This window comes from Sphingobium sp. CECT 9361, from assembly GCF_918741285.1.
In the GTDB taxonomy this organism is placed as follows: domain Bacteria; phylum Pseudomonadota; class Alphaproteobacteria; order Sphingomonadales; family Sphingomonadaceae; genus Sphingobium.
Window position 1 is genome coordinate 100,172 of the sequence record NZ_CAKKNC010000016.1, and the last position, 12,820, is coordinate 112,991.

Here is a 12,820-nt window from a genome sequence, read left to right on the forward strand (position 1 = left end):
GGCACATGCGAAATATCTTACGCGGGCCAGTATCAATTTCCGGATGGGTCTGGATTGCGGAGCGGCTCAAGCTCGACCGGATCGGCCTGCCCCTCATTGCCGCGCAGTTCTGCGATGGACGCACCGCCTTCGGGCGAAACGCGCTGATGAAACACCTCTAGCATGTGACCATCGGGATCGTAGAAATAGATCCCGGTAGACACTCCATGATCGAGAACCTCAGCAATCTTCACGCCCTTGTCGAGGAAGAAGGCGTAGATGCGGCGCAGATCATCTGCGCTGTCCGTGGCCAGCCGCAGACCGATATGTTCGAACTCGCGGCCCTTTTCATCCGGGGCGTCATTAGGGAACAGCGCAATGTCATGATCGTGCACGCCGAAGCTCAAAAACACACCGCCCTTGTAGGGTCCATCGCCAGCGCGGGCGCTGATCGACATGTTGAGCATCTCGCAATACCATTGCGCCGACGCCTCAGGATCTTTGACGAACAAGACGATGTGCGCGATTGCAGCAACACGAACGGGTGAAAGATCAGCCTGTGACATGAGGTAACTCCATATCCTGCGGGACAGCGTCCACCCAGACGAGATCGGTGATCTCGTTAAATTCGCGCCATTCCTTGGTCCAGTGATGACCGCCATCTTCGCTGCGGTAAAGGTTGCCAAACTTGGTGCCGGCCAGCAAGAAATCCGGATTTGCCACGTTGCTGCCAAATGCCCACAGGCAACTATTGGCAGGCGTATCCATCTCCATCGGCGTCCAGCTTTCGCCTGCGTCATCAGAAGCGAACACAGCAGCCTTGGTACCCGGCGTTCCGTCGCCAATGCCCAGCAACAACTTACGGTTGCTGCCGTGCTTGCGCTCAAGTTTACGCGAATAGCGCAGACCCCAAGTGTCACGCGCATTCATATAGGTCCAGCTCTTGCCGTCATCGGTGGAACGGAAAAGTGACACCACGGTGAGCACCAGGATCACCTTGGGATCGCCGGGCATGATCACGATGTCGTGAACATCCGAATTACCCGGATGTTGTTCCCACTCGGTATCGAGGCGCTTCCAGCTATCGCCGCCGTCACGCGAACGGAAATAACCGCCCTCCTCCACGCCAACCATCACATCATTGGCATCATCCGGATCAATCGCAATGGCAAGCATCCGTGGACGGCTGACGCCCGCGCAGCGCTCCGGCATTTCGAGCGGCGTGCGCTCCCAGCTCGCGCCGCCGTCACGAGAGCGGAACAGGATCGACCGGGTCGGCGAACCAGTACCTGCATAGATGACCTTGGGATCGCTCTCGCTCGCTACCAACTTCCACACAGCATAATCATTGAGCGCACAATCAACGCGATCCCAACGCGATCCGCTGTCTGCGCTGCGGAACAAGCCGCGCTCGGCACCCGCGAAGATCGCTCGTGGATCGGCAGGGTCGATCAGCAGGCAGCGCACCCGGTCGTCAAACTCAAGGTCTTGCCCGGTGTTGATCCGATACCAGCTTTTGCCGTCGTCATGACTGCGCATCACAGCTTGGCCATCTGTCGCGACGAGAAGCGTGCGTTCGTTGGTCATTTGATCTCATCCTTCATCATATTTTCCGGCCAGCAATCAGCTCAGATTGATCCAGACGCTCTTGATCTCGCTATACAGCTCCATGGCCTGCCGGCCGTGCTCGCGGCCCCAGCCTGACTGCTTGAAGCCACCAAAAGGCGTGGAATTATCAACGAGATTGAAGCAGTTAACCCACACGGTGCCTGCACGCACGGCACCAGCAAGGCGGTGGGCGCTCTTGACATCATTCGTCCAGATGCCTGCCGACAGGCCGAAGTCACTATCATTGGCCTGACGGACCAGATCGTCCGGATCGGTCCAGGACAAGGCGCTCAACACGGGGCCGAAAATCTCCTCACGCACAACGCGCATGGATGATGTGGCACCCGCCAAAATGGTCGGCTCGAAGAAGAAGCCCTTATCCTGCGCAACCGGGCGCTTGCCGCCAGTCACGACTTCGGCGCCTTCCGCCTTGCCGATTTCGACATAGCTGCTCACGCGATCCCACTGTTCCTGCGAAACTAGAGGGCCGAAGGTCGTCTGCGCATCCAGACCATTGCCGATCTTGAGCGCGGCGGCATGAGCGGCAACCATCTCGAGCAGGCGATCATGGATCGATGCATGAGCATAAAGGCGCGAGCCAGCCGTGCAGGTCTGACCCTGATTGAAGAAGATGCCAGCAGCAATTGCAGCGCTAGCAGCTTCCAGATCCGCATCGGGCAGAACGATCTGCGGCGACTTTCCGCCAAGCTCCAGACTGACCTTTTTGAGATTGACGGTCGAACCGCGCACGATGAGCTTACCGACTTCCGTGGAGCCGGTGAACGCCACCTTGTCCACATCAGGATGGTCCACAAGCGCAGCGCCCGCATCGCCAAAGCCCGGCACGACATTGAGCACACCAGCAGGGAAGCCAGCCTCCAGCGCCAGCTCACCCAGTCGCAGCGCCGTGAGCGGCGTTTGCTCGGCGGGCTTCAGGATGACAGCGCAACCGGCAGCGAGGGCAGGCGCGACCTTCCAGGCCGCCATTGATAGCGGATAATTCCACGGCACGATCAGCCCGGCGACACCGACGGGCTCACGCGTTGTGTAATTGAGAATCTGCGCGCCACTGCGAGGCGACACCGGCAATGTCTCGCCACCAAACTTGGTTGGCCAGCCCGCGAAATATCGGAAGGTGCGGATGGCGCCCTCCACCTCGACCCAGCGCGTCATGCTGGCGGGCTTGCCATTGTCCATACATTCGAGGACGGCCAGCTCATCGGCATTCTGCTCGATCAGATCAGCGAGCTTGAGCAGCAGGTTCTGCCGCTCGATGGCGCTCATGCGGCGCCAGGCAGGATTATCGAATGCGCGGCGCGCGGCAGATACTGCCAGAGCGATATCTTCGACGCCGCCCTGCGCGACCTGCGCAATCTCTTCCCCCGTCGCCGGGTTGATGGTTGCGAACGTGCGCCCGGAAACCGAGGCGACCTGCTTGCCGTCAATGATGAGCCCGCGCGGCGATGCCGCCAGATCCGAACCGATTTTCTTTGCGGTGGCGTAAACATCCAGGGCCATGATCTTCATCTCCTTACGCCCGCCTCGAGGCTATGACGGCGTTGTGAATCACCTCTAACTCAGCTTCATATTTCGAACAATAGAAAGTTTTTGTCAATCTATGTTGCGTTTACGAGACAATCGCGGCATGACCGTGTTCAGTGTCGACAGTCATAGGATGAGATTGTGGTGGCAGTGATGGTTACATCGGCAATCAGGAATGCACGCCGGAGCAGGCAGCGTTGCGCGCCCGTCGACTCAATGATCGACCTGTCGGCGGCCTATGCTATTCAGGCTTCGATATTTGCAGAAGGCGTCCAGCCAATCGCTGGCTGGAAGATTGGTCTGACAGGCGATGCGCCGCGCAAATCGAAGGGCGCCGATGCGCCAGCGGCGGGCCGACTTGCGGGGGCCGATATTCTCTCCTCCCCTGCCCTCGCCCCCATCAGCACCGGCGATCATTATGTCGAGGCAGAACTGGTCGTGCGCTTTGGCACGGCGTTACCAGCGCGCGATGCACCGTTCACATCGGCGCAAGTTGCTGCTGCAATCGATGCCGTGCATGTCGGCATCGAACTCGTTACGTCGCGGTTCGCACCAGATGACCTGCCGCTTGGCCTGCTGATAGCGGATAATTGCATGGCGGACAGGCTGGTGATCGGTGACAAGGTTTCCGATGGCTGGGAAGATCGGTTCGCCGACATGGCGATGACGCTCGATGGCCCCGGTAAAGACCGCCGCGAGGGCACGACGGCTGCCGTGATGGGCGATCCCTTGCAGGCGATCGCCTGGCTCGCAAATTGGCTGGCAAAAAATGGTTTGGCGCTGGAAGCCGGACAATGGGTGAGCAGTGGAACATGTACAGGCGTTAAGCCCGTAGCGGCGGGGGACCGAGTCTCAGCCGATTTCGCGGGCTTGGGCGGCGCGACAGTAGAATTTACATCAGAATCGTGAACGGAGACCGAGATGAGCATCGAACTGGGCTTGAAGGACAAGATTGCCATTGTGACCGGCGGGGGCGTCGGCATCGGCAAGGAAACCGCGCGCAAGCTCGCGCTTGAGGGCGTAAAGGTCGTGATCGCAGCGCGCACTATGTCCAAATTGGAAGCAGCGGCGAAAGAGATTGTCGAGTCCACGGGCGGCGTTGTGGTGCCGATCGCAGTCGACACGACCAGCATGGCATCCGTACAGGCAATGGTAGACCGCACAGTCGAGCTGTTCGGCGGCGTGCATATTCTGGTCAATTGCGCGGCGGCGCCAGGCGGATTGGTGCGCAACGCGATCGAGGATGCCGATGAGGACGCGCTGATGCTCGATCTCAACACCAAACTGTTCGGCTACTTCCGCACCAGCAAAGCCTGCGTGCCTCACATGCGCAAAGCCGGCTGGGGCCGGATCGTCAATGTGGGCGGGTTGACCGCACGCTGCACCGAAGCATTGAGCGGGATGCGCAACACAGCGCTGGTGCATTTCACCAAGACGCTTTCTGACGAACTGGGTCGCGACGGCATCACGGTGAACATCATCCACCCCGGCGTGACCCGCACCGAGCATATCGAGGAATGGTTTGCCGAGATGGCCGCCGAAGAAGGCACCACATTTGAGGCGATTGTGGAGCGCGAGGCCGCAGCGCCAGCGGCGCTGCGGCGGATGCTCGAACCTTCGGAAGTGGCAGACCCCATCGTGATGCTCGCATCCCAGGCAGGCAGCGGCATCACAGGTGAATCCATCGCCGTGGATGGTGGCCTATCGCGGGCAATCTTCCTGTAAAGCCGACCTGTTTTTCACGAGGGGTGGAGCCTGTCTCCTCCCCGCAAAGATCAAAGCAAATCAGCGCAGCCTCCTTTTCGGATGCTGCGCTGAATTTTGTTTGGGCTATTTGCGGAGGCAGTCGGGCCGGTCCGCGTCTCAGCACCGATCAGATGCGGCGGGCGGGCCGGTCCGGTGAATGGCGAAGATGATGACGCCCAAGCTGAGCAACAGGATACCGCAGCTCGACCAGATGGCGAGGCTGAAATCGCCGCCACGCAGCGTTGCGCCAGCTGCCGCCGGGCCCAGCCCCGTGCCGAATGTCTGGATAGCGCCCATTGCACAGACGACGCGGCCACAACGATCCGCCTCCGAGCAGATGCCCGATAGGAGCGGCTGGGCGAAGTTCCAGCCGAACAACAGCATAACTGCAGCCGTCACAAAACCGATGGCAGGTACGACCCCAAGCAGGAGTTGGAAGCTTACGATAGAAATCGCCCCGCTGGCCAGCAATGGCCAGGACCGGCCCCAGCGTGCGGGCACCAACCCGGCGCAACCAGCACCGAGCACCCCCGCCAATGTGCCAAGTGAAAGACCGTTGGCAATCACATCGGGGCTGAGGCCACTCGTCATGCCAATCCGCTCGATATAGCTCCACATCGCACCGGTTGCGAAGAAGTAGAGGAACACGGCGAGCAGACAATAGAAGGCGAGCGCACGGTTTATCCGCGCACCAATCGAAAACATATCGTCTTCGGATTTGCTGCCATCCGGGAAGCCCCACAGGCTGATACCCGCAATCACCGCCAGTCCTGCGTTCAGGAAGAAAAGATCGCGTGGGCCAACCCGCTCGATCAGTGTGGGGATAGTGAAGAGCAACAATGTGCTGAACAGCGCCCCCGTCACCAGATAGATGGCAAAAGCGCGGTCCGGGTTGCGCGCCCGCCCCAGCGCCGCGAAGGAGAAACCTATCGCGATACCTTCGCCAGCCCCCGCCACGACGCGCGCCGCAGCGATCCCGGCATAGCTGGACGCCAGGGCCGTACCGATATTGCCCAGCACGATGAGGCCAAGGCCAACGCCCACGGCCACTCGCCAATTGCATCGCGTCAGCAAGAAGGCGCTGACGCCAATGGCCACTGCCATCGCATTGATGTCCCATGCGGCGATGTAGCCTAGTTGGGCATCATCCAGCGCCGCGTGGGCAGCGATAATCGCGAGAAATCCCGGCGTGACGAAAATAATCAAAGCACCGACAATGCCGATGACCACCGCACCAGCGAGGCCCGCCGGTTTTAAGCGAGGAGCGTGGGTGGCGAAATGCGCCAACCCCTCGACTGGCGATGATAGTTCCATAATTGCCCACTCCTGTGATCGCCGGTGCTTCTGATTATTTAAACCGGGAATCAGCCCAGGACATCACTCACTGCCAGCGCGAACTTGTCGACCAGCTCTTCTGCTTCAGCGCGATTGAGGATGAGTGGCGGCGCGAACACGAGTGTATCGCCCAGCGCACGGGTAATAAGTCCGCGCTTGGCTGCTGCCTTGAGCACTTCACGACCCGTGCGGTTGGCTGGCGGCAGCGCCTCCTTGCTCGCGCGATCCTTCACCAACTCGATGCCGACCATGAGGCCCTGCCCGCGGATGTCGCCGACATGAGCATGCTGACCAAGGCGATCGCGCAGACCATTCATCAGGTGCGGACCGACATCGGCCACATTCTTCACAATCTCAAGCTCATCGATGAGCTTGAGTGCGGCGAGCGCTGCCGCAGCACCCACCGGATGCGCGGAATAGGTGTAGCCATGTCCGAACACACCGGTCTTCACTGCATCGCGCTCAATCACATCCCACACCTTGGGCGATATGAAGCAAGCCGACATGGGGAAATAGCCGCTCGTTACGCCCTTGGCTGCCGTGATGAGATCCGGCTCATAGCCATAGGTCTGGCTGCCCCAATAGGTACCAAGGCGACCGAATCCGGAGACAACCTCGTCCGCAACGAGCAGAATGTCGTGCTTCTTAAGGATGGGGCCTATCTCGTCAAAATAGCCTTCTGGCGGCGGAATCAGACCACCAGCACCCATCACGGCTTCAGCAAAGAAGGCCGCAATCGTGTCCCCACCTTCCCGCTCGATTACGTCCTCCAACTCACGGGCGAGATGCTTCGAAAATTCCCGCTCGCTCATGCCCTCAGGCGCCTTGCGGTAGTAATAGGGTGCACTGACATGCAAGATCGGCCCCTTGGGGAGATCGAACAGATTATGCATGCCCGGCAGGCCGGTGAGGCTGGCCGTAGCAACGCCCGAGCCATGATAGGCATTCCAGCGCGCAATCACCTTCTTCTTCTCTGGCCGCCCCATGAGGTTGTTATAGAGCCAGATCAGCTTGAGCTGCGTTTCATTGGCATCGCTGCCAGAAGCCCCGAAGAAAACCCGCGACATGGGGACAGGCGCGCGCTTAAGCAGCGCATCGGCACATTCGGCCACTACATCGGTCGTCATGCCATTGAAGGTGTGGAAAAAGGAGAGCCGCTCGCTCTGCTGGGCAATCGCATCGACGATTTCCCGGCGGCCATAGCCAAGATTGACGCACCACAGACCTGCCATACCATCCAGATATTCCTGGCCGTGGACATCGCGAACGCGAACGCCCTTACCCTCAACCATGATAGTAGGGCCATCTTTTTCCAGATCGGCAATCGAGGTGAAGGGATGGAACTGGGACTGCTTGTCCATGCGGGCAAGGTCTGCGGCGTTGGTCGTCATCTGGCTCTCCTGGGCAAACGGATGAACATGGCATCCGGCAAATATCAAACATTGCGGCCAGACCTTGTCCGGTGGCAATGCCAAAGCAACAGTTACCTTATTTGAGCGCGTATGGTTGTCAATAGTAAACAATGATAATGCCGCTTCTGTTGCGAGATTGGCTGTCAATCACCCAGAATTATTGACAGCGCCCGAAACAAACTGGATGGAAAGTCATGGACGAGAAACCCGAAATCAACAATGTCATTGCCATGATGTCGTTCGCCGCTGTAGTCAGCACCGGCGGATTTTCATCCGCGGCCAAGGCCCTTGGCTATTCCAAGGCTGCCGTCAGCCGCCAGATTGCCCGGTTGGAGGCGAGCTTGGGTGTCAAGCTGCTCGATCGCACGACCCGCGCCGTCTCTCTGACCCCGGCTGGACGGGAAATGTACAGCCGGTGCGCGCGCATCGTGGACGAGGTGAATGAGGCCAACACCATCGTCACCAGCATGACATCGCACCCGCGTGGCGAACTCAAAGTCAACGCGCCAGTCGTCTCTTCACTGTTCGACCTGACGAAGATCATCCCGAACTTCCTCCAGGCTTACCCGGACGTACGCCTATTCGTGAATCTGTCCGACAGTAGGGCCGATCTGCTCAAGGGGCGCTTCGATGTCGCTTTCTGGATGGGCGAGCCTTATGATACCAACATCGATGTGGTACGGCTTCGCGATTACCCGATGGTGTTGGTCGGCTCGCAATCCTATCTGGCCAAGCGTGGCCGCCCCTCCATCGCAAGCGACCTGAAGGACCACACCTGCATCATGGAAACCCACTTGTCCCGCATGGGCGAGTGGAAGCTTTCAGGCGACGTGACCGTAGCCATCAATCGCGGTCCACTCACGTCCAACTCTGTGCGGATGGCGCGGGAAGCGACCCTCGAGGGGCTGGGCATCAGCTATCTGCCATCCTTCCTCGTGGAAGAAGATGTTGCAGCGGGTCGACTAGAGATATTGCTACCTGATCTCGTTACCGAACAGATTCCGCTCTACCTGATGTTCCCAAAAGGCAATTACACGCTCGCCAAGGTACGCGCTTTTGTCGACTTCTTTACCAAGGAAATCCGTGGAGCGACGGAGCCTGTGGGCAACAGGGGCATTGGCCTCGCCGCCGTCGGCTGAGCAGAGCCAGCAGGCCTGCGGGCGCATTGGCTCTCAGCCCAAGTGAACTTGCTGACTTGGCTGTCTAATTAAAACAACAGCGTGGCAACCTCTGTTTAACGGAGCCCCAGGGCTTCTGCATCTCCAGACGCCGCAGCAAGATCTGCGCCGGCGATGATACGCCGTAACTGCATATCGAGCAACGACAGGGCAACATTTGCGGCACTGTCTTCCCGTGTGTTCACAAGGAACAGGTCGCTTGCCCCCATGTCGAATCGTCGACGTTCCGCTGTCGCCATTTCGTCGGCACGCTTCTTTTCTTGTTCAGACAAGTCGATGAGGCGCGCGGTTGCGTCCAAAGTGATGGCGATACTGTCTATCTCGGCGCGGATCTGTTCGTCTAGCCATTGCGCGCGGGTACGATTGGCGTCCAACTCCGCCCGTGTCTGCATCACCCGTCCGCGCGCCGCGCGCTGTTCGAGTGGCACGGAGAACTTGACGCCGAGCCGGACATCGTTGCCGCTTCGCGAGACGCCGCCCGGCCCGATGTTGCCAATGTCGCGCGCGACCTCCATCTGCAGATCAAGGCGCGGCAGCAGCGCATTACGATCCAGCGCAAGCCGATCCTGCACCAATCGCTGCCGCACTTGCGCGACCACTAGATCGGGCCGCTGCACCGCTGCTGGACGTTCCGTCGTCAGCGGTTGGGGCAGCGCATCTGGTAGTTGTTCGATGCGCGGAATGGTCGGTCGGCCTTCAGCGTCACGCCAGTAAAGCGACAGGGTGTTGGCGGCGGCGTAGAGCGCCTGTTGCGATTGGACCACCATCGCCTCACGACGGAGCAATTGCTGCTCATTCTCGGTCAGGACGATGCGGGGACGCAGCCCGGCCTCGAACGTACGTTGCAAACCGCGCTGACGATCCTGCGCCAGCGACAGGAGGTGCTGATAAATGGCCAAGCGCTGGCCCGCCGCAACCCATGAGAGATAGGCGTCGAGCGCCTTGCGCTGCACGCCGATGGCGACCATCAGCCGTTCCGCATCGGCAATCGCCTGATCGGCTTCCGCGCTGACGCGACCGAAGCGCCGCTCGTCGATCATCCGGTCCCGCAGCAGGGAGAAGACCGCGCCGGCCCGAATTTCGCCCAGTTCGTTGGTGTAATTCTTGTCCTCATAGATGGGGAAGCGACCACTGGAAGCGCGATAGCCGCCATATACTTGCCCGCTCCAATCCTCGATCGGCCGCGAAACCTTCGTATCGGCATAGGTTCCGCCATAATAGCCGACCAGCCGTGACCCGCCTTCCGCCGAAAACACGGTGTCGAACGCGCCTTCGGCGGTCAGTCGCTTCGCATCGGCGGCCCTTGTCTTTGCCAGTGCCTCCAGAATTTGTGGAGATTGCCGCGCGGAATTGGCGAGTAGCGCGTCAACGGTAAGTGTTGGCGCGTCGACCGACGCCATCTGTGGCAGGGGCGCGATGTCCTGCGCGGCAAGGGGCGGAACGATGACGCCAGCGGCGAGCGCCAGTAGAACACGTGCGATCCTATTTGGCATTGCCGCCGTCCTTGCCGCTGCCGGATGTGGTACCCGTTGATCCGCTCTGGCCGGTCTGCTGATCGAGCACGCCAGCGGGATATTGCAGCGGAAAGTCGTTGAGGAGTCGCCAGAGTTCGTAGCCGGTCGACACCGTGTCCATCATCACCCAGCCACGCACCTTGGCGCCCAGCCGCACGAATGGCTCTTTTGGCCAAGGGCGCGCGCCCGTCTTCTGTTCGACAAGTACGCGAAACAGGCCGCTGGGCGAGGCCGACACGTCGATGGCGCGGACCTGACCGTTGAACATGCCGACCGCTACGGAGGGCCAGCCACTGAACTGGATAGCGGGCCAGCCTTCAAATTCCAGTCGGACGGGCCGGCCCGGATAGATGAGCGGCACGTCACGCCCATCCACATACAGCTCCACTACCCGCACCGCCTGTTCGGGGGCAAAGGTGGCTATGATGTCGCCTTCCTTCACCATCGTTGCATTGTCGCCGCCCAGGATGCGCAAGACGCGACCGGTGCGCGGCGCGCGTACGATCTGAACCGACTGACGATTGATGTTGATGTCGAGCCGGTTTCGGTCGGCCAGACTTTTGGCGACCTTGGCTTCATAATCGGCCACCTTGATCTGCGCGAGTTCCAGATCGCGGCGCGGCGACAGCCCTTCAGAGAACAATTGTTGCATCCGGCCAACGTCGCGCTGGGCCACGGCCATGGCCTGCCGCGTCGCGGCGATCTCGGCATCGGCCTGCGCACGTTCCGCGCGCAGGCGGCTGAGCAGGTCGGGATCATTGTCGGCTATGCGGGCGATGGGATCGCCCTTCTTAACGATTTCGCCGTCGGTCACATACCATTGTTCGACACGCCCGGGGACAAGCGCAGTGATGTTCTGCACCCGATCACGCGGGTCAAGCGCAATGACCTGCCCCATGCCGGTGGAGGTTTGCACCCAGGGGACAAACAGCAGGAAGGCAATAGATGCCACCATGCCGATGAGCAGCATCCAGCCGAGCACGCGCGCGGGGCGCGGCGGGCGCAGACTTGCCAGAGTTTTGAAATGCGTAAGGTGATCAGCGCGAAATCGCATCGTCGCCTCCCCGAGCTGCGGCAAAGGCGCTGGGATCCTGCGTCAGCAACTGGCGTGTCCTGCCCAGCCAAAGCAAATGGTCGAAGCCAAGTGCATCGGGCCGCGCCGTAAAGACGATGATCGTGCCGCCATCCCCGCCGTCCAACTGGTGCAGCGCTGTGCGCAGCTCTTCGGACGGTAGCATATCGAACAGGTTGGACAGGATGAGCAGTTGGGGCCGGGCGAGAATGGCGCCCGCCAGCTTCAACCGCATCGTGTCGGCCACCGACAGCGGCCAGCCCGTCGAGGAAAGGAGGCTGTCCAGTCCCAGCGGCAACCGCGTGATCCGTTCGCCCAGACCCACCAACTCCAGTGCGTCGAGCACCTTGGCCGAACTCGCGGTAGGATCGGCCAGGCGCAGATAGTCGCGAATGCTGCTTTCCACGATGGTTGGGCGATCGAGGACGATCACGTCGCTGCGAAGCTGATAGATGTTGAGCGCGCTGATGTCCGCATCACCCAGACTGACGATCCCTGCGTCCGGGCGATAATGGCGTTTCAGCAGGCGCGCCAGCAACCGGTCGACACCGGGGTCGGCGGCGGCAACGACATGAGCGCCCGCCGGTATGACCAGATCGAATGAGGCTTCCTCTCCGTCTGCCGTGATCCACACCTGTCGCAGCGCCAGCGCCCCGTCACGCGGCCTTGCACCGTCCCCTGCTTCGGTCGGAACATCCTCCAACGTGATCGCACGAAACAGGGACAATTCCTCGACAGCGGCGACCAGATCGTAAAAGGTATCGAGATAGGGGCCAAGCTGCGCTGCGCCGTAGAATATGCTGGAAAGGATCAATTCCGCAGCGACCAGTTGTCCAATGGACAACTGCCCCTGAATGACAAGCCATCCCCCCATCGCGAGCAGTACCGCGCTGGCGATGGCATAGAGCAGCAGCAGCGCCACCGCCTGCGGGAAGGTCGCGCGGAAATGGTTTGCGTGAGCCTCTACATAAGCAGCGGTCCGGTTTTCCGACATGTCCATGGCATAGTCGAGATGGCGGCTGGACTTGTAAAAGCCGTTAGATGCCCCGACGCTTTCCAGCCAGTGGGCCGTTTCATATTTGCGATGGCTAAGCGCAATGCCGCTTTCCATCGCGCGCCGCGCCCACAGCTTCCAGATCAACCAGACCGTAAAAATGAACGCCAGGTTGAAGCCCAAAAAAACCGGATGATAGAAGGAGGTGACGATGAAGCCGACCATCGCCTGAAAGAAAATCGAGAATCCTCCGACCAGCAGGGAGGGGATCGCTTTCTGCACGTTCATCACTTCAAAGAAGCGGTTGAACAGGTTGATCTGCCCCCCGCTGAGTGGCCCAGAGACTATGATAGTCTGGACCACGAAGGGGACATTGAATGCCAAGCAAGAAGCACAAGCCGGAAGAGATCATCGGCAAGCTACGTGAAGTTGAGATCATA

Annotated in this window: 11 protein-coding genes; 3 read left to right on the forward strand and 8 right to left on the reverse strand. The window is 60.2% G+C overall.

Annotated features, from left to right (window positions below; translation table 11 throughout):
• Positions 1-32: 32 nt before the first annotated feature.
• The 3 genes from LQ220_RS18715 to LQ220_RS18725 are packed head-to-tail and all read right to left on the reverse strand — an operon-like array spanning position 33 to position 3,105.
• Positions 33-545, reverse strand: coding sequence for a VOC family protein (locus tag LQ220_RS18715; protein WP_230189656.1), 513 nt, complete (start codon positions 543-545; stop codon positions 33-35).
• Positions 532-1,566 carry a glycosyl hydrolase gene (locus LQ220_RS18720; RefSeq protein WP_230189657.1) on the reverse strand — a complete coding sequence of 345 codons (1,035 nt, stop codon included), beginning with the start codon at positions 1,564-1,566 and terminating at the stop codon, positions 532-534. Before LQ220_RS18720 ends, LQ220_RS18715 begins: the two co-directional genes overlap by 14 nt.
• A 36-nt stretch (positions 1,567-1,602) precedes the next feature.
• Positions 1,603-3,105: an aldehyde dehydrogenase family protein gene (locus LQ220_RS18725; RefSeq protein WP_230189658.1), complete on the reverse strand. Its 1,503-nt coding sequence runs from the start codon at positions 3,103-3,105 to the stop codon at positions 1,603-1,605.
• Positions 3,106-3,345: 240 nt separating this feature from the next.
• Between LQ220_RS18725 and LQ220_RS18730 the strand changes: the two genes are divergently transcribed.
• Positions 3,346-4,038 (forward strand): fumarylacetoacetate hydrolase family protein, encoded by a 693-nt coding sequence (locus LQ220_RS18730; protein ID WP_230189659.1) that lies wholly within the window; start codon positions 3,346-3,348, stop codon positions 4,036-4,038.
• 12 nt (positions 4,039-4,050) lie between these two features.
• Complete coding sequence (locus LQ220_RS18735; RefSeq protein WP_230189660.1) at positions 4,051-4,854, forward strand: SDR family oxidoreductase; 804 nt, start codon at positions 4,051-4,053, stop codon at positions 4,852-4,854.
• A gap of 138 nt (positions 4,855-4,992) precedes the next feature.
• Here the strand turns inward: LQ220_RS18735 and LQ220_RS18740 are convergent, their stop codons facing one another.
• Entirely contained in the window at positions 4,993-6,189 is a 1,197-nt protein-coding gene (locus LQ220_RS18740; protein WP_230189661.1) for an MFS transporter, read from the reverse strand.
• 50 nt (positions 6,190-6,239) lie between these two features.
• The gene (locus LQ220_RS18745) at positions 6,240-7,601 is read right to left on the reverse strand and encodes an aminotransferase (protein WP_230189662.1); all 1,362 of its coding nucleotides are present in this window, start codon (positions 7,599-7,601) and stop codon (positions 6,240-6,242) included.
• A gap of 215 nt (positions 7,602-7,816) precedes the next feature.
• On the opposite strand from LQ220_RS18745, the gene LQ220_RS18750 reads away from it, so the two are divergent.
• Entirely contained in the window at positions 7,817-8,761 is a 945-nt protein-coding gene (locus LQ220_RS18750) for a LysR family transcriptional regulator (RefSeq protein ID WP_230189663.1), read from the forward strand.
• Positions 8,762-8,856: 95 nt separating this feature from the next.
• Here the strand turns inward: LQ220_RS18750 and LQ220_RS18755 are convergent, their stop codons facing one another.
• From LQ220_RS18755 to LQ220_RS18765, 3 genes are read right to left on the reverse strand one after another with little or no spacing between them, the layout of a single operon-like run.
• Complete coding sequence (locus LQ220_RS18755; RefSeq protein ID WP_230189664.1) at positions 8,857-10,293, reverse strand: TolC family protein; 1,437 nt, start codon at positions 10,291-10,293, stop codon at positions 8,857-8,859.
• Complete coding sequence (locus LQ220_RS18760; protein WP_230189665.1) at positions 10,283-11,368, reverse strand: biotin/lipoyl-binding protein; 1,086 nt, start codon at positions 11,366-11,368, stop codon at positions 10,283-10,285. The genes LQ220_RS18755 and LQ220_RS18760 overlap by 11 nt, the downstream gene beginning before the upstream one ends.
• Positions 11,352-12,764: an ABC transporter ATP-binding protein gene (locus LQ220_RS18765; RefSeq protein ID WP_230189666.1), complete on the reverse strand. Its 1,413-nt coding sequence runs from the start codon at positions 12,762-12,764 to the stop codon at positions 11,352-11,354. Before LQ220_RS18765 ends, LQ220_RS18760 begins: the two co-directional genes overlap by 17 nt.
• Positions 12,765-12,820 lie beyond the last annotated feature (56 nt).

Bases quoted from the DNA above. Each gene is read 5' to 3' on its own strand.
- LQ220_RS18715 (WP_230189656.1), bottom strand. From the start codon at position 545: ATGTCACAGGCTGATCTTTCACCCGTTCGTGTTGCTGCAATCGCGCAC.
- LQ220_RS18720 (WP_230189657.1), bottom strand. From the start codon at position 1,566: ATGACCAACGAACGCACGCTTCTCGTCGCGACAGATGGCCAAGCTGTG.
- LQ220_RS18725 (WP_230189658.1), bottom strand. From the start codon at position 3,105: ATGGCCCTGGATGTTTACGCCACCGCAAAGAAAATCGGTTCGGATCTG.
- LQ220_RS18730 (WP_230189659.1), top strand. From the start codon at position 3,346: ATGATCGACCTGTCGGCGGCCTATGCTATTCAGGCTTCGATATTTGCA.
- LQ220_RS18735 (WP_230189660.1), top strand. From the start codon at position 4,051: ATGAGCATCGAACTGGGCTTGAAGGACAAGATTGCCATTGTGACCGGC.
- LQ220_RS18740 (WP_230189661.1), bottom strand. From the start codon at position 6,189: ATGGAACTATCATCGCCAGTCGAGGGGTTGGCGCATTTCGCCACCCAC.
- LQ220_RS18745 (WP_230189662.1), bottom strand. From the start codon at position 7,601: ATGACGACCAACGCCGCAGACCTTGCCCGCATGGACAAGCAGTCCCAG.
- LQ220_RS18750 (WP_230189663.1), top strand. From the start codon at position 7,817: ATGGACGAGAAACCCGAAATCAACAATGTCATTGCCATGATGTCGTTC.
- LQ220_RS18755 (WP_230189664.1), bottom strand. From the start codon at position 10,293: ATGCCAAATAGGATCGCACGTGTTCTACTGGCGCTCGCCGCTGGCGTC.
- LQ220_RS18760 (WP_230189665.1), bottom strand. From the start codon at position 11,368: ATGCGATTTCGCGCTGATCACCTTACGCATTTCAAAACTCTGGCAAGT.